The 18,148-nt window shown below is 44.2% G+C and carries 15 protein-coding genes; 12 read left to right on the top strand and 3 right to left on the bottom strand.

The window, feature by feature from the left end; genetic code table 11:
* Positions 1-7: 7 nt before the first annotated feature.
* From ACFQV5_RS02975 to ACFQV5_RS02985, 3 genes are read right to left on the bottom strand one after another with little or no spacing between them, the layout of a single operon-like run.
* The gene (locus tag ACFQV5_RS02975; RefSeq protein ID WP_379243503.1) at positions 8-1,834 is read right to left on the bottom strand and encodes an ABC transporter substrate-binding protein; all 1,827 of its coding nucleotides are present in this window, start codon (positions 1,832-1,834) and stop codon (positions 8-10) included.
* A 53-nt stretch (positions 1,835-1,887) separates the two neighbouring features.
* The gene (locus tag ACFQV5_RS02980) at positions 1,888-3,396 is read right to left on the bottom strand and encodes an ABC transporter permease (RefSeq protein WP_379243505.1); all 1,509 of its coding nucleotides are present in this window, start codon (positions 3,394-3,396) and stop codon (positions 1,888-1,890) included.
* A 13-nt stretch (positions 3,397-3,409) separates the two neighbouring features.
* Entirely contained in the window at positions 3,410-4,852 is a 1,443-nt protein-coding gene (locus ACFQV5_RS02985; RefSeq protein WP_379243507.1) for an ABC transporter permease, read from the bottom strand.
* A gap of 140 nt (positions 4,853-4,992) precedes the next feature.
* On the opposite strand from ACFQV5_RS02985, the gene ACFQV5_RS02990 reads away from it, so the two are divergent.
* The 12 genes from ACFQV5_RS02990 (at position 4,993) to ACFQV5_RS03045 (ending at position 18,065) form a co-directional block, all read left to right on the top strand.
* Positions 4,993-6,741 carry an ABC transporter ATP-binding protein gene (locus ACFQV5_RS02990; RefSeq protein ID WP_379243509.1) on the top strand — a complete coding sequence of 583 codons (1,749 nt, stop codon included), beginning with the start codon at positions 4,993-4,995 and terminating at the stop codon, positions 6,739-6,741.
* Between the two features lie 175 nt (positions 6,742-6,916).
* Positions 6,917-7,078: a hypothetical protein gene (locus ACFQV5_RS02995; protein WP_379243511.1), complete on the top strand. Its 162-nt coding sequence runs from the start codon at positions 6,917-6,919 to the stop codon at positions 7,076-7,078.
* Between the two features lie 127 nt (positions 7,079-7,205).
* The gene (locus ACFQV5_RS03000) at positions 7,206-7,841 is read left to right on the top strand and encodes an SGNH/GDSL hydrolase family protein (RefSeq protein WP_379243513.1); all 636 of its coding nucleotides are present in this window, start codon (positions 7,206-7,208) and stop codon (positions 7,839-7,841) included.
* A gap of 84 nt (positions 7,842-7,925) precedes the next feature.
* Positions 7,926-9,029: a sugar ABC transporter substrate-binding protein gene (locus tag ACFQV5_RS03005; protein ID WP_379243515.1), complete on the top strand. Its 1,104-nt coding sequence runs from the start codon at positions 7,926-7,928 to the stop codon at positions 9,027-9,029.
* A 135-nt stretch (positions 9,030-9,164) separates the two neighbouring features.
* Positions 9,165-10,655 (top strand): sugar ABC transporter ATP-binding protein, encoded by a 1,491-nt coding sequence (locus ACFQV5_RS03010; protein ID WP_379243944.1) that lies wholly within the window; start codon positions 9,165-9,167, stop codon positions 10,653-10,655.
* Positions 10,652-11,644, top strand: a complete 993-nt coding sequence (locus ACFQV5_RS03015) for an ABC transporter permease (RefSeq protein ID WP_379243517.1) — start codon at positions 10,652-10,654, stop codon at positions 11,642-11,644. The genes ACFQV5_RS03010 and ACFQV5_RS03015 overlap by 4 nt, the downstream gene beginning before the upstream one ends.
* A 259-nt stretch (positions 11,645-11,903) precedes the next feature.
* Complete coding sequence (locus ACFQV5_RS03020; protein WP_379243519.1) at positions 11,904-12,359, top strand: acyl-CoA thioesterase; 456 nt, start codon at positions 11,904-11,906, stop codon at positions 12,357-12,359.
* A 50-nt stretch (positions 12,360-12,409) separates the two neighbouring features.
* On the top strand, positions 12,410-13,405 hold the full coding sequence (locus tag ACFQV5_RS03025; RefSeq protein WP_379243521.1) for a Gfo/Idh/MocA family protein: 996 nt from the start codon (positions 12,410-12,412) through the stop codon (positions 13,403-13,405).
* Between the two features lie 252 nt (positions 13,406-13,657).
* Positions 13,658-14,734 carry a Delta(5) desaturase DesA gene (gene desA, locus ACFQV5_RS03030; RefSeq protein ID WP_379243523.1) on the top strand — a complete coding sequence of 359 codons (1,077 nt, stop codon included), beginning with the start codon at positions 13,658-13,660 and terminating at the stop codon, positions 14,732-14,734.
* Between the two features lie 63 nt (positions 14,735-14,797).
* Positions 14,798-15,934 carry a sensor histidine kinase gene (locus ACFQV5_RS03035; RefSeq protein WP_379243526.1) on the top strand — a complete coding sequence of 379 codons (1,137 nt, stop codon included), beginning with the start codon at positions 14,798-14,800 and terminating at the stop codon, positions 15,932-15,934.
* A complete protein-coding gene (locus ACFQV5_RS03040; protein ID WP_379243528.1) occupies positions 15,931-16,530 on the top strand; it encodes a response regulator in 600 nt (199 codons plus the stop codon). Before ACFQV5_RS03035 ends, ACFQV5_RS03040 begins: the two co-directional genes overlap by 4 nt.
* Positions 16,531-16,847: 317 nt before the next feature.
* Entirely contained in the window at positions 16,848-18,065 is a 1,218-nt protein-coding gene (locus tag ACFQV5_RS03045; RefSeq protein ID WP_379243530.1) for a cation:proton antiporter, read from the top strand.
* Positions 18,066-18,148 lie beyond the last annotated feature (83 nt).

The following is an 18,148-nucleotide window of genomic DNA, read 5'->3' on the forward strand; positions in this document are numbered from 1 at the left end:
TAATTTGTTATTTTGAAGCTTCTTGATATTTAGCCAAGAATTCCTTTACCTTCGCCGAGTCGGCTGTCAGTTCATTGCCAGTCTTAACCAGCGGGCTGACGGTGGAGAATGCTTTAATCTTGTTGCCGTTATAGTAAGCCAGGATTTCGTCCTGATTAATGGAATAGAGAACGGCTTTTCTCAGATCTTCACTCTTCGCTACATCGCGGTTCTTGGTGTTGAAGAGCAGGTAAGAAACCGCGTTGCTCTCGATTGTTTGCAATTTAAGCTTGCTGTCGCCTTTAACGACATCGTACTTGGTTTCTGGAACGCCATAGTACAAATGAATCTCGTTACTGCGCAAAGCGGACAGGGTACTGTCAGCATCTTTGATGAAGCGTACTTTTACTTGGTTGATCTTAGGCTCATTCTCTGTTCCCTTCATGTAACCTGGGTTTTTATAGAATACAGCTTCATAATCGTTCTTGTAAGACAGAATGTAAGGACCGCTTGCAAACAGCGTGTTGTTGTAGTTGTCGCCTTCGGTTACGGTGTTCTGATCCCCGTAAGGAATATCTTTGTTCACGTCAAATGTAGCTACATCATAAGTGTTGATGCTCTCAACCTGTTTCTTGGATACGATACCTGCAGATTGGTGAGCCAGATAATTCAGTACCTGTGGGAAAGGCTCTGTTGTGGTCAATTTGATGACCTGATACTTACCATCTTTCGTGCTTGCTTGGTTTTTATCTGTTACGAGAGAGGAGATTGGCGTATCTAGCCCTGCTTCCAGCGCTTGTCTTACTGTCTCGTCGCTTCCGGATACTTTAACGGCATCAAGTGCGCCTAGATCCTTAACTACTTCTACATCTTTGATGTGCTCGTGCAGTGTATACGTACGGTGATCTGGAACGGAGTCCTTATCTTTAGCACGGTTCAAAGAGAATACCACGTCATCTGCACCGACACGTTCACCGGAATCTACAGCGAGTTTGTCTTTTACTTGAGCGAAGTTGATGTCGTCTCTAAGAATGAAATAGTACTCCGAGTTACCTTCAGCAATGCTGTGATTGTATGACAGAGATCCTTCTGAAGTAATCTTGTCATCATCGGTCAGGTTAATCAGACGAACATTCATGTTCGTATTAATAATATTGATAGATCCATCGTTACCTTTGATAGGATCAAGCGATGTCAGTGTTGAAGTCGCTTGGGCCAAAATCAGCGGTTCTGAATCACGCTTGGATTGATCTTTGAAATCAATGGCTTCCCAAGGAAGGGAGCGGGATTTGGACAAACGAACGGAATTCTCATCAAGAATGTCCTTGTTTAAAGCTTGGCTTTTCAGCGAGATGTACAGCGGTGCAATGTAAGCCTTGTCGGTTACGAGGCGCTGTTCCAGCTGCGTGTAAGTTTCTTTGGCATCATCTGATGATTGAGTAGCCGCCTGATCAATCAGTTTATCGACTTCCTCATCGGACATGATGCTATAATCTCCGCCAGTCTTGAACAGAGAACGTACCGCATAGTCCGGGTTACCTGTTACAGTCGTCCAGCTAGTCAAGGCAACATCGTAGTTACCGGCATCTTGTTGTGCCTTGTAACTGCCGTAGTCTGGTTGTAAATTCAGCTTCACGTTGAAGCCATTTTTAGTAAGTTGGTCACGGATGATGTTGATATCCGCTTCATTTGAACTCATACCTAGCAGTTCAATCGTTACAGCTGATGGATTTGCAGATTGTTCACCTGCGGGTTCAGTTGGTGCATTACCAGCTTCGTCTTTTGTTTTGACGGTGCAACCACTGATCACCATAACTAGCGCGAGCAGCAACAGCAAGATCGATCTTTTCTTCATGATGTGGTCCTCCTGATCAATTTTATGTGGTGAAAATATAATGCATAAAGTGATTAATCCATCTTGGGATCGAGTGCATCCCGCAATCCATCACCTAGGAAGTTGAAGGACAATACCAATGCAATAATGGCAAGTCCCGGATAAATCGCCAGGTACGAATTCGTTTCGAGATAGGTGCTGCCAATCTTCAGAATATTTCCCCATTCCGGAATATGAGGCTCAACACCCAGTCCCAGATAGCTTAAGCTGCTCGTGGAAATAACGGCTCCCCCGATGGTCAAAGTGGATTTGACGATCATTGGAGCAAGCGAGTTTGGAACAATATGCTTGAAAATGATAGACAAGTTACTCGACCCAAAGGCTCTAGCGGCATCCACATATTCGAAGGTGGACACGAGCAGCACATTGGCTCTCATTGTTCTGGCATAGGTCGGAATCGCACCGACACTGAGCGCCAGAATCAGGTTCACTGTATTCGCGCCGAAAGCGGCGATAATCGCAATGGCGAGTAGAATACCGGGAATTGCGTACAGCACATCCAATAGACGCATGATAATGTTGTCGGTATGGCGACCATAATAACCCGAAATCGCACCGAGAATTCCACCGATTACGAGAGGAATAATCGTGGACATGAAACCGACGATAAGGGAAATGCGAGCACCGAATACGATTCTAGAGAATAAATCTCTACCAAAGTTGTCGGTCCCTAGTGGATATTCAAGGCTTGGAGGCTGTAAAATCGCCGAGTAATTGTTGTCTACAGCAAATCCGTATTCAAATGTCAGTAGGCTGCACACAGATACAGCGAACAGAAAGATGATAAAGAATAAACCGAGCATCGCGGTTGTGTTACTGGTAATCCGTACCCATACATCTGCCCAGCGTGTAACTGCAGGGTTCCCGTGCTTGCGGATCTTGGAGAGCAAGTTCATACCAAGCACCAGCGCAAATATATTTCCTGTTGCTACGGTAAGAATGAGCGGAAGCGCCAGCCAGATCAGCTTTGGATGCGCTGTATGCCGATCGACATATTTGGCAACAAGCAGAAGTGCTATGAGATGGAAGACAGCAACGATTAGAAGAATTGCCATCCCAATGAGAAACGTATCAGCGACATATGGCTTAAACATGTTGAGTGCGGACAGAGCAATGACAAACAACGAAGTCAGGAGCATATATACAGCAATCGTATATTCGGTAGACTTCTTTTTCTTAATCAGATTGAACGCAAATGTCACGATAAAGATATTACCCGTAACAATACTAAGCAGCTGTACATAGCCTAGCGCCCGGGTGCCGCTGCGAATGTGCCCATCACGAAGCAGATCCTTGCGAACTAAGAGAGTGATGACGATCTGTAATATCGTAAACAAAGCGTAGGCGACAAAAGCTGTGAAAACAAACGGCTTAAGCGTCTTTCCAGTGAAATCAAAGCTGTTCAGTAGCAGGATCACGGTTAATGTCAGAGAGACGACAGCTGTGAAGCTGGCTTGGCTATATTCTTGCAAAGATTTCAGCTGGTGCTGGGTTTGCTGCTTATTAAGTAGATTCTTGATCATGAATACACCTGCTTTAGTATTGTTTCATCTTGGATCTGATCCTTGGATCAAAGAACGCGTATAAAATATCAATAATGACATTCACAAGAGAGATCGTAATTGCCGTGTAGACGACACCGCCCATAATTGCTGGAATATCGGGGATGAATTGCTTGTCTACGATATAGCTCCCGATACCGCTGATATTAAATACTTTCTCAGTTACTGCAGATCCGCCGAGCATACCGCCGAATTGAAGACCGATGACCGTAATGATCGGAATAAGTGCGTTACGAACCGCGTGTTTACGCAGTATTTGGCGCTTACTCAGTCCTTTCGCTCTAGCGGTAATAATATAATCTTCATTAATAACCTCTAGTGTTGAGGAACGAGTCATTCTTGCGACGGCAGCTGTAAGCCCTGTACCCAGCACAATGACCGGCATGATGATGGAGAGCCAATTCTGCGGATTGAAGGTAGCAGGCAGCCACTGCAGCTTGATCGAGAAGTTAAGTATGAATATAAGCCCTTGCCAAAAGTTCGGAATTGACAACCCTAGTAGAGCAATAAACATAAATGTATAATCAAAGAATGAGTTCGGTTTAGTAGCTGAAATAATACCAACCGGTATGGCGATGATTAAAGCCAGAATGAGCGAAATCACGGTTAACGTCAGCGTAATCGGAAACTTTCTTGCAATTGAAGCGGTAATTTCCTCATTACCGGCAAATGATTTACCAAGATCGAAGGTAGCAATTCCTTTGATGTTGTTCCACAATTGGGTCAGATAAGGCTGATCCAGTCCGTGCAGCTGATTAAAGGCTGCAATCTGCTCATTCGTCGCCGTTTCTCCCAGTATATTTGCGGCCGGATTGAATGGGGATAAGTGCAGAATCGTGAAGACCAGAACGGCTACGCCGAATATGACAAAGACGCTCATAACAATGCGTTCGAATATATATTTCAGATAAGGTCTGCTATATAAAAAGATAAGGATGTACATTAATAATCCAGGTATTACGGATAAAGCTAAGAAAACAGGTTGCTTAATGAGTGAGGCGAATGTGTCGGCAAAGGTGAGCCGGGTTATTCCTTTTAACTGCAGTTCCTTGCGGGTCTGTTCGTCGACAGCTTCCCGGAACTGAGTCCCTGTCATCGATTCAGCCTCGCGTTTCAACTTATCCTCGCTCACTTTCTGATTAAAGAAAGCATGTTTTCGTAGAAGCTGTTCTTTATTGTCTGTTAACAACTTATCTCGATAACCTGATGCGAGAAGTTCAGCTTCTATCTTTGTCCTGTGCGTAGAGTAAGCATCCTTTTTACTCTGAACCATATAAATAAGGAACACCACTAGGTTCACAGGCGCTCCTAATAATAGAAGAAAATATTTATATGAAGGATTCAGAAGGATCTTTCTGTAAATCGTGCTAATCGAGTTCGCTAACTGGTTCGTACCAGCTGCTTCTGTCCCCCCCATAAGGTGTCGTGCCTCCTTCTTATGAAATTGCATTATTCCGAGTGATATAGTATATTTTATTTTAGCGCATTTTAATTGTCAATAGATTAAGATATTAACGTTGTTAACTGATTTATATAGGATAAGGCAGGCGAAGTTATATGGAACCGATACTACAAGTGAAAAACCTGAGCGTATCCTTTCAATCACGGGACTCGGAATTTCATGCAGTTCGTGGAGTCAGTTTTGAGTTGAACAAAGGGGAGACCCTTGGAATCGTTGGTGAATCCGGAAGTGGTAAGAGTGTTACAGCACGTTCAATCATGAAACTGCTACCTTCACCACCTTCTTTTATGAAAGATGGAGAGGTCATTTTCCTGGGAGAGAACCTCGCGGATAAGACCGAGAAAGAAATGGAGAGCATCCGCGGACGGGATATGGGAATGATCTTTCAGGATCCGATGACTTCCCTAAATCCGACCATAAAGATTGGTGAACAAATCTCTGAAAGTTTAATCAAACACCACAAGCTCTCACATAAGGAAGCGAAGAAACAAGCACTCGACATGTTGAAGCTAGTTGGTATTCCGAATAGTGAAGCGCGTTACAATCAATACCCACATGAGTTCTCGGGTGGTATGCGTCAGCGGGTTATGATCGGGATCGCTTTAGCTTGTCGACCTGCCTTACTTATTGCGGACGAGCCTACAACTGCGCTTGATGTCACGATTCAGGCTCAAATCTTAAACTTGATGAAGAATATGCAGGAGCGCTTTGGTACATCGATCATCTTAATTACGCATGATCTCGGTGTTGTCGCCGGAATGTGTGACCGTGTTGCGGTTATGAAGGATGGATTGATCGTTGAGACTGGAACGACGGAGGAGATTTTTGAGAATCCCCAGCATCCTTATACACTCAAGCTGCTGAATGCACTACCTCGTCTGGATGAGAAGAAGAAGCCGAAGCCGGCGCCACTTATCCTTACGGGATCGGACCTTGAGCGCCCGCTGCTTGAAGTGAAGTCGTTGAAGCAATATTTTGATATGGGTAAAGGCAAGGTGCTGAAAGCTGTTAACGATATTAGTTTTCATATTAATGCGGGTGAAACACTCGGCGTTGTAGGTGAATCGGGCTGTGGTAAATCGACAACGGGAAGAGCTATACTCCGTCTGCATCAACCGACCGGAGGAGAAGTGCTTTATAAGGGCATGGCGGTAAACCGCCTGACTACATCCGAGATGAAGAAGATGCGGCAACATATGCAGATGATCTTTCAAGATCCATATGCATCGCTGAATCCTCGGCTTAAAGTACTGGATATTATCGGTGAAGCACTGGATGTGCACAAGTTGTCAGGAAGCAAGCAAGAACGTAGAAAAAGGGTAGAGGAGCTTCTGGATATGGTAGGGCTCGACCCGGCATTTGCGCTCAGATACCCGCATGAGTTCTCGGGTGGACAGCGTCAGCGTATCGGTATTGCACGTGCGCTTGCGGTAGAGCCGAAATTCATCGTCTGTGATGAGCCGTTGTCGGCACTCGATGTTTCGATACAATCACAGATCGTTAAGCTGTTAGAAGAGCTTCAGCACCGTCTAGGTTTGACGTATCTGTTCATTGCCCATGATCTTTCCATGGTCAAGCATATCAGTGATCGTGTAGCCGTCATGTATATGGGGAAAATCGTAGAACTGGCAGAAAGCGAAGAACTGTACTCGAACCCGCAGCATGATTACACCAAATCATTATTGTCCGCTATTCCAGTTCCAGATCCGAAAGTGGAATCGAAGAAAAAGCGTGTCCTAATGGAAGAACGTACGGGTGAGGATAAATATAATTTAGAGCATTCAGAGCTGGTCGAAGTGTCTAAAGGACACTGGGTTGCCCAGCCAGTAAGTACTTCAGCATAAATTCATATATATAGTAAGAGTTCTTCTTCTAGATTTACTAGACATCTGGGAGGAGAACTCTTTTTTTGTTGCAGCAGCGTTAAGATAGACTTCATCTCAAGTGGATGCGTCACGTAGTTCAGTAAGCCGTTGTTGGGGTGATATACTTAAGGGGGACTGGATGAGGAGGACTTTTATGGGAAGTAAAATTCTATATGTTATATTTAATCTATTTTTCTTGATCGGTATTCTAGTTTCTCCATATAGTGTTCCAGCAAAAATCATATTTTACATCATTATGAGTGCAATCCTGGTTTTTGTAGTCAAAAGGTTGTCGAAGGAAGAGGGAGGGGAATGAAGAATAATTAGTAAAGAAATATATTGACAAATAATGTGGGGATGATTAGATAGTATTTGTAAACCGTTGTTAGCGGCGAATGTTGATATATAGTCCCAAAAAAAGATGTGCAGGAGGAATAGATATAATGAGACTGCGTAAAGATGATATCGTCCTTTTTCAAGGAGATAGTATTACGGATGCTGGAAGAGACCGGATGAACCCGAATGATCTGGGTACAGGGTATCCGCTATTGACCGCGGGTTTGGTAGGTATGAACCATCCAGAGATGAATATTACATTTTTAAACCGCGGAATCAGCGGAAACCGTGTTAAAGATTTGCGGGCAAGATGGCAAGAGGATTGTCTCGATCTAAAACCAACCTGGGTATCTGTATACATCGGGATTAATGATTGCTGGCGTCGTTATGATGATGCAAAAGATCCAACGAGCACGGAAGCATTCAAAGCAGGTTATCGGGAGTTGTTGAAGCAGACAAAGGAAACACTCGATGCCAAGCTGATCCTTCTTGAGCCATTCGTATTGCCTTATCCAGAGGACCGTAAGGCTTGGCGTGAGGATCTGGATCCGAAGATCATCGCGGTAAGAGAGCTTGCAGCAGAATTTGACGCCTTACTTGTACCCCTTGATGGATTATTTGCAGCCGCAGCTGCACGCCGCGAGCCTGCTTACTGGGCTCCGGACGGTGTGCATCCTTCACCAGCTGGTCATGCGCTGATAGCGCGGGCTTGGATGGAAACGATGGGAATTGGCTTGAAGTAATTCTATAAATCTATTGACTCCCCCTGATAAATCCGATAGGATTACTTGTAATAAATCGACATACATATTTTGGGGGGAAGAGAAATGAAGGGGAGTAAATCGTGGTACAAGCTAACTAGCTTGCTGCTGTCTGTTGTCATTCTGGCGACTGGTTGCGCTCAGTCCGGCAAGGAAAGTGGGAAGGCTCAAGTAGATAACTTGCCAGCAGGTATTGCCGAGAAGGACGAAATCAAATTGATGGCCATCCGTAAAATCGGCGGCGATGATCATACTGCGCAGTTCTTGGCGGGAGCGAAACAGGAGGGCGAAGCGTTAGGCTTCAAAGTAGATACATTCTCCGCGAATGGTGACAGTGCTAAATTCCACGATGCTATCGCTCAGGCTATGAATAATGGTTATGACGGCGTGATTCTTTCACACGGTGATGATCCAGCTACAGTTGAAGATGTGAAGAAGCTGACAGAGAAGGGAATACCGGTTGTCGCTTTTGACTCCGTTCCAGAGCTTGCCGACATTAAAGGTGTAACCCTGACTTCTCAGGATGACGAGGCACTCGCGAAGTTTGCCCTCGACAAAATGGTAGAGGAGCAAGGTACAGAGGCTAATATCGTTTATCTATGGGTAGACGGGTTCCCACCGATGGTTCGCCGTAATGCGGTGTATCAGGAAACACTGAAGAACAACCCGGGTATTAAAGAAATTGAACGTTTCGGTGTAGCTAGCGCAGACACTTCGGTAGATACACAGAATGCTGTAGCTGCCATGCTGACTAAACATCCGAAAGGTGAAATCGACGCGATTTATGCCAGCTGGGATGCCTTCGCTATTGGTGCTGCGAGAGCTCTGATCGAGGCGAACCGGACCGAAATCAAGATCTATGGTATTGATGTATCCAATTCCGATCTAGAGATTATGCAGAAAGATGGCAGTCCATGGGTCGCTACCGCTGCGGTAGATCCGAAGATGATTGGTGCAGTAAACGTTAGACTTTTGGCCAAGAAAATTGCGGGTGAGGAAACGCCTGCCACACACAATCTGGAAGCGACACTTATTGATCGCGCAAGCCTTGAGAAATCCAGTGAAGCGGTGAACATGGTGAATCTTAGCAATATTATTCCGGGCTGGGGTACAAGTGCCGACTTTGAAGAGGATTGGATGAAAGCCTTGAAGCAAGCTAACGGTAAATAATATGCCGCAGGCGCTCTTATCTTGTTCATTGATAAGGGCGTCCTATTTTTTTGAAAGGGAAGGTGGTCTTCATTGGCAGTCTCAACTACAGCACATGCATCCGTGACGGCAGACCACGCCGCTCCATTGCTTCGGATGAAACAGATTTCGATCTCTTTTCCAGGCGTGAAAGCTTTAAGTGAAGTTGATTTTGAACTGAAGGCTGGTAGCACTCATGCCCTAATCGGGGCAAATGGAGCGGGAAAATCCACTCTGATGAAAATTCTTGCGGGAGCCTATGATCACTTCGAGGGCGAGATTTGGCTTGAAGATCACAAGGTTACGATTGCTTCACCTAAAGACGCTAAGGATCTTGGTATTCAAGTTGTGTATCAAGAGGTAGATACAGCACTCATTCACAATCTGAGTGTTGCCGAGAATATTATGTTAGACCGGATGGTTCATGATATGGGCAAGCGTCAAGTAATCCAGTGGAAGGAACTTCATCAGGAGGCACAAGCAATCCTAGACCGGATGAACATCCATATTTCTACGCGTAAGTTAATTCAGGAACTGACGCTAGCCGAGAAGCAGATGGTGCTTATCGCTAGGTCGATCTCGAAGCAATGTCGTATTCTTGTATTGGATGAGCCGACAGCGCCACTTAGTCATAGCGAAACCGAGCAGCTCTTCTCCATTGTGAGGCAGCTAAAGGGGGATGGTGTTGGAGTGATATTCATATCGCATAGACTTCCTGAATTGTATGAGATCTGTGATGAAATTACGATCTTGCGTGATGGGAAACGGGTAGCGAGTGATCATATCATCAACATAGAGCAGCCGCAGGTTGTGGAGCATATGCTGGATGCCAAGCTGGAGCAGCAATTCCCTTATAAGAAAAGCGAGATCGGTGAGGTACTGTTCGAGGCACGTAGTATCAATGACCGTGGAAGGGTTCACGATGTGAATCTACATATTCGCGAAGGGGAAATTGTGGGGCTTGCCGGTCTGGTTGGAGCCGGGAAGACGGAGCTATGTCGCGCTTTATTCGGCGCTTCAAAGACATCATCAGGTGAGCTGAGTTTTCGGGGGAAGCCGCTTCGGATTTCATCGCCGTACGATGCAGTTCGGCAAGGAATAGCGCTCGTTCCAGAGGAGCGTCGCCGTGAAGGTGTCTTCGTTGAAGAATCGGTTGCGGTTAATTTGACGGCAGCGATGTTATCAAGATTCTGCAGATGGGGATCTTGGCTTAGTCCTGCGAAAGAAAAGAGTACCTCGGCCATGATCATCGATAATCTGGGCATTAAAACGCCTGATGAACGAACGAAGGTAAGCAGTCTGTCTGGAGGCAATCAACAGAAAGTTGCCATCGGCAAATGGCTGTTAGTCGATGCCGACGTGTACATTTTTGACGAACCGACCAAGGGTGTAGACGTGGGAGCCAAGCGGGATATTTTCGAACTGGTGGAGGAGCTGGCGCAGCGGGGCAAGTGCGTGTTGTACGCATCCAGCGAATTGTCCGAAATTGTTGGTATTTCCGATCGGGTCTATGTTATGTATGACGGCAGCGTCATTAAGGAACTGAAGACAGAGGGCAGCAGTGAAGAGGAGATATTGTTGTACTGCACAGGAGGCGGATTGACATGAATACAGCAAGAGCTTTACAGGAGAAGCCGGCGCGCAGCGCATTTGATTTTCTATATAAATACGGCACGATTATTACAGTTGTGGTATTGATTGCGGTATTTGGCATCCTAAATGATAATTTTTTGAGTAGCGGCAATATTATTAATATTTTACGTTCGATCTCTATCGTTACTATTATTGCCGTTGGTCTTACCGTTTCTTTAGCTGTTGGCGGGTTCGACCTTTCGGTAGGTTCTACAGCTTCACTTGCCAATGCGCTGGTCATCTCTATGTTCGTCTGGCATGGTCAGAATATTGGCGCAGGCGTTGTTATTACACTTGTATTCTGTCTTGCTGTGGGACTTATAAACGCATTTCTCGTGATCAACTTCAAAATTCAGGATATGCTTATGACACTGGCAACGATGTTTATCTTTCAAGGAGTTGCTCTTACATATACCCGGGGCGCTACCGTCTCGCAGAACATGATTATGCCGAATGGCGATTTTGCCACTGGAAAAATACCGGCGGTGTTTGAGAAGATCGGACAGGTTCCTTGGATTATCATCATTATGCTGCTTGTAGTGGTGCTCGTTCACTTGTTTCTTACCTATACGAAGCACGGAAGATATATGTATATGATAGGTGGAAACCGTGAAGCTGCTGAGCTCTCAGGCATTGCAGTTAGCAAATACCGGCTTGCGGCATATGTGATTTCAGCACTGTTTGCAGCCATCGGCGGTATTGTACTGGGTGCGCGGGTAATGAATGCAGAGGTGAATTCCGGCGGACCTTATTTGATGGATGCTGTTGCGGCAGCCTTTATCGGATATTCCGTTCTGGGTGCAGGTAAACCGAATGCGCTTGGAACTTTTGTTGGGGCTGTACTGATCGGTATATTGCAAAATGGTCTGATCATGCTGTCCGTTCCTTATTATGCGATGGACATTGTGAAGGGATCTGTACTCGCACTGGCTTTGGCCATTACTTATTACAAGAAAAAGTTTTAAACGATTGGAGGAGCTGTCCCAAAGTAGATTTTTTTCTACTGAGGGGCAACTCCTTTATTTTTGCTCGTTGTACCAAAGTACTAACTTGCTCATGTAGAAGGAAATATACGATAACACATCGAAACATAGGAAACAGGCGAATCAAGTCGATTAATGGCGAGAGTCAACCAATTCATGATGAAGGTGGTTGTTGACGGGGATAACTTGTATTCATTATTCTTGTAGAAGTGGCTTTACACACCGCGAAAGGGGATTCATCATGAAAAAAGAAAGTTTTATACAACCAGATCCTCAGAGCTGGTTAAATACATTCCATTTCTCTATTCCGATCAAGATTCGCTACTGCGAGACAGATATGTTGGGACATGTGAATAACGTAAGTTATTTCATGTATTTCGAACAAGGAAGAATTGAGTACTTCGAGAATCTGGGATTGACGGAAGAATTGTTTAGTGAACTTAAGGTATCTGTTGTTGCAGATCTGGAGTGCCAGTATCTTGCGCAAATGTATCTCAAGGATCCACTAGTTCTGCATGTGAAGGTAGCTGAAATTGGTCGATCCTCTATGGAAATACAGTATGCGATTGTGGTGAACGACCAGCTAAAGGCAGCAGGACGCGGGACGATTGTGCTTATTGACACCAAGAGCGGGAAGAGCACGCCGATTCCGGAGGAAGCACGTAAGATCATTGCATCTTTTGAGGGTTGGGAATAAGGGGCGGCTAAGCGCCGCCTGCATATTACAGGAAGGAAGGCGAAGAAGTCATGAAAGTGCGCTTTGGAATTATCGGTACCAACTGGATTACAGAACGTTTCATACAGGCGGCCATGGAGACGGAGCAGTTCATCCTGACTGCGGTTTATTCTCGTTCAGAAGAAAAGGGGACAGCCTTTGCGGCAAAATATGATACTCGTCCAGCTGTCTATACAGATCTGCAGCAAATGGCATCTAGCGACGAGGTGGACGCTGTCTATATTGCGAGTCCAAACTCTTTCCACGCAGAACAAGCTATTCTATGCATGAATCATGGCAAGCACGTATTATGCGAAAAACCGATGGCTTCGAATGTGGAGGAAGTGAGAAGTATGATCTCTACAGCAAAAGAGAACGATGTATTGCTTATGGAGGCGCTAAAATCAACTCTCATGCCGAATTTCAAAGCGATTAAGGACAACCTGTATAAGCTAGGCTTGGTACGTCGGTATTTTGCGAGCTACTGCCAATATTCGTCGCGTTATGATGCTTTTCAGCAGGGGACTATACTTAACGCCTTTAATCCTCAGTTCTCAAACGGATCACTAATGGATTTGGGGGTTTATTGTATTTATCCGATGGTAACTTTGTTTGGTAAACCGGATGCGGTTCAAGCTGTTGGGACAATGCTATCTTCAGGAGTAGATGGAGAAGGGAGTCTATTGCTTAAATATCCGGAGATGGATGGCGTGATCATGCATTCTAAAATCAGTCATTCCTATGTTCCTGCCGAAATACAAGGTGAGAACGGTACAATGGTCATCGATAAGATTAATCAGCCTTATGATGTGAAGATTTACTATCGAGATGGAACGATCGAGGATATTACACAAACCCAAACTCATGAGTCCATGTATTATGAAGCGAAAGAGTTTATCGACCTGCTGGAAACAGGCAAAAGAGACAGCGTAATCAATTCGCTGGAGAATTCACTCATCACGGCAGAGATTGCTGAGGAAGCAAGACGACAGATCGGTCTCCGTTATCCTGCAGATGAGAAATTATAATTTTGAATTTTAAGACAGTGATATAACAGATAACAACGATTTTTACGCATGCTCAAGCTGCCAGAAGCTTGGGTTTTTCTTTTTTTATATAAAAAAACACATGCATATCGCCCCCTCTATATGACATTTGTCATACTCACGACTTGACGTTTATGACTACATACTATGACCAGGCGCACCTATAATGAAGATAGATTCGTGTGTATTAGGTATTTAACACATACATGTGTCATATCGAGGAGGAGACCTGCAATGGCCCAGCCAAACAACCTGTCCAGCTTGAAGAAAGATGTAGCACCCTATGAAAAAATAGAGACGAAATCAAGTATCCGGCAGCTGTTTAACACGTTAGTACCTTTGGTATTACTGTGGTATGCCGCATATTTAAGCCTGTCTGTATCTTACTGGTTAACGATTCCTATTGCGATTGTTGCATCCGGATTTGTCATTCGGACATTTATTATATTTCATGATTGTTGTCACCAGTCTTTCTTCAAGAACCGCCGGGCAAACGAAATCATCGGTACCATTACTGGTGTGATTACCCTTGTCCCCTATCAAAAGTGGAAAATAAGCCATTCCATCCACCATGCGACGAGTAGTAATCTGGATAAGCGTGGAACGGGTGATATGTGGATTCTCACGGTGGAAGAGTACCAAGCAGCTTCAATCTGGACTCGGATTGCATATCGTTTTTATAGACACCCGCTTGTAACGTTTGGACTGGGACCGATTTTTATATTTCTGTTGACTTATCGCTTCAATCGGAAAGGCGCGAAGCGTAAAGAGAAGATTAGCACTTACATTACGAATGTATCTTTGGTTGCGCTGTATGCGTTGCTTTGCTGGGCGATTGGATGGCAGGCCTTTGTTCTGGTACAAGCGCCGATCTTCTTCTTTTCTGGTGTGATGGGCATCTGGTTGTTCTATGTACAGCACCAGTTTGAAGAAACCTATTTCGAGCATGATGAAGAGTGGTCTTACATTAATGCCGCAGTGGATGGTAGTTCATATTACAAGCTTCCCAAATTGCTGCAATGGATTACTGGTAACATTGGTTTCCATCACGTGCATCACTTGAGTCCGAAAGTTCCGAATTATAATCTTGAAAAAGCTCATAATGCATCCCGACCTTTGCAAAAGGCAACGACGATTACGATCCGCACCAGCCTTAAAGCACTGAACTTCCGGCTGTGGGATGAAGAGAACAAGACGTTCATCAGCTTCAAAGATTTGAAACGCATGAAACGAGCGAAGCTTAAACCAGATTCCGCAGTATCTGTAACAGAGTCCCGGCACCTACAGAAGCCAGGCTTGCAAGGAAAATAACGCTTAGTCGGTTGCGTTTATGATAAAATACAGGTAACAAAGATTAATTAAGGTGGGCAGCCCATGCAGAAATGGCATCAGATTTTTCAGAGAAATACGGGATTAAATCCGTATGTATGGGTCGTCTTTTATATCCTTCCTTTTTACTTTATATTTCGTTCTTCGTCCACGTATCAGATCGTGTTCGGAATTATTATGATTGTTGTCTTCTTTGCCTGTTATGTGCTCTCCTTTGTATCGAAGGGGTGGCTCGTGTATTTCTGGACAAGCGTTCAAATACTGATATCAATTTCCATGTCACTAGTATTTGGTTATGTATATTTCTCGCTTTTCTTAGCCTTCTTCATTGGGAATATTAAGAGCCGGATCGGATTTTTCACATTATATTCGATTCATCTGATCACGACAGTCATTACGATTAACTATGGATTTATATCGAAAATGCCATGGTTTATTACGCAGTTGCCTTTTGTAATGCTCAGTGTAGTAGCAGTTATCCTGCTGCCAGTAACGACATATAACCGCAATAAGAATGATAAACTCCAAGTACAGCTTGAAGACGCGAATAAGAAAATATCAGAAATGGTGAAGCTTGAGGAACGGCAGCGGATAGCTCGTGATCTTCACGATACGCTGGGTCAGAAGCTGTCTCTGATCGGTCTGAAAAGTGACCTTGCGAGTAAGCTCATTACGAAAAATCCGGCCCGAGCACAAGCCGAAATCAATGATGTTAGGCAGACAGCTAGAAGTGCGCTGAAGGAAGTTCGAGAGATGGTCACCGAAATGCGGGGAACTCGTCTGGAGGATGAGATTTTTCGGATTTCCCAGATCCTAAAGGCTGCTCAGATTGAGTTTGCGCTTGTGGGGAATCCGGAGCTGAACAACATATCGCTAATGAATGAAAATGTACTCAGTATGTGCTTGAAGGAAGCGGTCAATAATATCGTGAAGCATAGCAGTGCAACGGCTTGTTCTATTTCAATTGAACCTGGTAGAAGTGAACTTACCATCACTGTTAAAGATAACGGAATTGGTATACCGAGTGAAACCGCATATGCCCGTGGTAACGGTCTGAGAGGGATGAGGGAGCGGCTAGAATTTGTAAATGGAAGCATGGAGATGAAGTCAGATCAGGGAACGATTCTGGTGATAAAAGTACCTAACGTGCTTATACAACTGGAGGAGGAGACGAGGGTATGATTTCAGTAGTCATCGCCGAAGATCAGCGGATGCTGCTAGGGGCTCTAGCCTCTCTGCTGGATCTGGAAGACGATATGCAGGTGGTAGGAACGGCGAATAACGGAGAGGACGCTGTAAAGCTTGTCCATCTTCATCAACCGGATGTGTGCATCATGGACATCGAGATGCCGATCAAAAGCGGATTAGAGGCGGCTGAAGAACTGAAGGGGATGGGCTGTAAGATTATGATCTTAACGACCTTTGCGCGTCCCGGATATTTTGAACGAGCTTTGAAAGCTGGAGCCCACGGCTATTTGCTAAAGGATAGTCCTAGTGAAGAGCTTGCTACTTCAATTCGCAGCATTATGGCCGGCCGGCGCATTTATGCCCCAGAACTTGTTGACGGAGCTTATGGCGAGGAGAATCCTTTAACTGAGCGGGAAAAGGAAGTGCTTGGCCTTATTGCAGACGGTAAGAATACAAAGGAAATTGCCAGTGAACTGTTTATTACGACAGGTACTGTTCGCAATTACATATCGGTGATTCTTGATAAGCTTGGTGTCAGTAACCGGATTGAGGCCATAACACGCTTCAAGGAGAAGGGCTGGTTTAAGTAGCAGTAATTATAATTTTTAGAATAGCGACGTCTTTTTGGTGAAAACTAAAAGGTATCGCTATTTTTTTTGACAATAAAATGAATAATTATACATTATTTTTCTATAATCGAGGAGTTCAAACTTCTTTTTTACTTCATGTTGAGAATGGAAAATATTTAAAAACTATGGATAATTCAAGCTTTTTTATATGTATCTTTTGTTATATAAAAAATAAATATGACTAAATATATCTGATTTCTTTGTAAAGTTATGCACTTTTTTTGTATAATATAAATGATTGCCTATAAGTCATCGTTAAGGAGGAGGACGAACGTTGTATGGACCACATGATCTTTGAAGTCGGTACGGCCCTTATGCTAATAGCCCTAGCTTCCGTTTTAGCAGGCAAGTTGAAGTTTTCGATCATTCCATTTCTCATTGTACTTGGAATGCTGGTAGGGCCACATGCACCAACGATCGGAATATTTGACTTTAAATTTATTGAAAGTCAAAGTATCATCGATTTTTTAGGGCGGATTGGGGTATTGTTCCTACTGTTTTATCTGGGTCTGGAGTTTTCAGTCCAGAAATTAATTAAATCCGGCAAAAATATTGTGTTTGGTGGAACTGTCTATGTTCTGTTGAACTTTATTGTTGGGGTCGGGTATGGTTTTATGTTCGGTTTGCCGCTGTATGAAACATTAATTATAGCGGGAATGCTTTCTGTCTCATCAAGCGCCATCGTTGCAAAGGTTTTGGTGGATTTGAGACGTACCGGTAATTCGGAAACCGAATTGATTCTCGGAATGATTTTGTTTGATGATATTTTTCTAGCCGTGTTTTTGTCCGTGATGTCTGGACTTTTGCTTGGAGGAGCAACGTCGGTTGGAGCGACGCTGCTATCGGTATCAATATCCATCGGATATATGCTGTTGTTCTTCTTAATCGCTAGAAAGGGTACACCGATTTTAAATAAGCTTCTTAATATTGCATCAAGTGAAATATTTATCATCGTAGTCTTTTCAGCATTGTTCTTCATCGCTGGGTTCTCCGAGACACTACACGTTGCAGAGGCGATCGGTGCGCTTTTGTTCGGTCTTGCTCTATCGGAAACAGAACACAGCAAAAGAATCGAACACCTCGTTGTTCCTTTTCGAGATTTCTTCGGGGCGATTTTCTTCTTCAGTTTCGGGCTGAGTATAGATCCACTTGCTCTGGGTGATGCTGCATGGATGGCACTTGGAGCTATCGTTCTGACGATCATATGTAACTTTATTGCAGGGATGCTTGCAGGACGTAAAGCAGGTTTATCTCATAAATCTTCAGCTAATATTGGATTAACTATTATGGCTAGGGGAGAATTCACCATCATTGTAGCTAATCTCGGGATTGCTGGAGGCTTGGCGCCTATCTTGAAGCCTTTCTCTGCTCTTTATGTTTTAGTGTTGGCGATACTGGGTCCATTGTTAACCAAAGAATCAAAACATATTTACAAAGTGATGAACAAAGTGTTTAAATGGAGCGAGCCCAAAATTAATGTGAAAGAAAAAGGGTAATAATTGCTAGTAGACTACTAAAGTATGTTATCTTCATGTTAGGAGTAAGATGAAGACACAGAATATGCAGTTGAACGGGAGGA

Origin of the sequence: Paenibacillus sp. GCM10028914, from assembly GCF_042666275.1 — a bacterium.
Classification (GTDB): domain Bacteria; phylum Bacillota; class Bacilli; order Paenibacillales; family Paenibacillaceae; genus Paenibacillus_AQ.

Coding starts and splice junctions, on each gene's coding strand:
- ACFQV5_RS03035 (WP_379243526.1), top strand. CDS start 14,798: ATGCAGAAATGGCATCAGATTTTTCAGAGAAATACGGGATTAAATCCG.
- ACFQV5_RS03005 (WP_379243515.1), top strand. CDS start 7,926: ATGAAGGGGAGTAAATCGTGGTACAAGCTAACTAGCTTGCTGCTGTCT.
- ACFQV5_RS03015 (WP_379243517.1), top strand. CDS start 10,652: ATGAATACAGCAAGAGCTTTACAGGAGAAGCCGGCGCGCAGCGCATTT.
- ACFQV5_RS02990 (WP_379243509.1), top strand. CDS start 4,993: ATGGAACCGATACTACAAGTGAAAAACCTGAGCGTATCCTTTCAATCA.
- ACFQV5_RS02985 (WP_379243507.1), bottom strand. CDS start 4,852: ATGGGGGGGACAGAAGCAGCTGGTACGAACCAGTTAGCGAACTCGATT.
- ACFQV5_RS03040 (WP_379243528.1), top strand. CDS start 15,931: ATGATTTCAGTAGTCATCGCCGAAGATCAGCGGATGCTGCTAGGGGCT.
- ACFQV5_RS02995 (WP_379243511.1), top strand. CDS start 6,917: ATGGGAAGTAAAATTCTATATGTTATATTTAATCTATTTTTCTTGATC.
- ACFQV5_RS02980 (WP_379243505.1), bottom strand. CDS start 3,396: ATGATCAAGAATCTACTTAATAAGCAGCAAACCCAGCACCAGCTGAAA.
- ACFQV5_RS03000 (WP_379243513.1), top strand. CDS start 7,206: ATGAGACTGCGTAAAGATGATATCGTCCTTTTTCAAGGAGATAGTATT.
- ACFQV5_RS03010 (WP_379243944.1), top strand. CDS start 9,165: ATGAAACAGATTTCGATCTCTTTTCCAGGCGTGAAAGCTTTAAGTGAA.
- desA (WP_379243523.1), top strand. CDS start 13,658: ATGGCCCAGCCAAACAACCTGTCCAGCTTGAAGAAAGATGTAGCACCC.
- ACFQV5_RS03025 (WP_379243521.1), top strand. CDS start 12,410: ATGAAAGTGCGCTTTGGAATTATCGGTACCAACTGGATTACAGAACGT.
- ACFQV5_RS03045 (WP_379243530.1), top strand. CDS start 16,848: ATGGACCACATGATCTTTGAAGTCGGTACGGCCCTTATGCTAATAGCC.
- ACFQV5_RS02975 (WP_379243503.1), bottom strand. CDS start 1,834: ATGAAGAAAAGATCGATCTTGCTGTTGCTGCTCGCGCTAGTTATGGTG.
- ACFQV5_RS03020 (WP_379243519.1), top strand. CDS start 11,904: ATGAAAAAAGAAAGTTTTATACAACCAGATCCTCAGAGCTGGTTAAAT.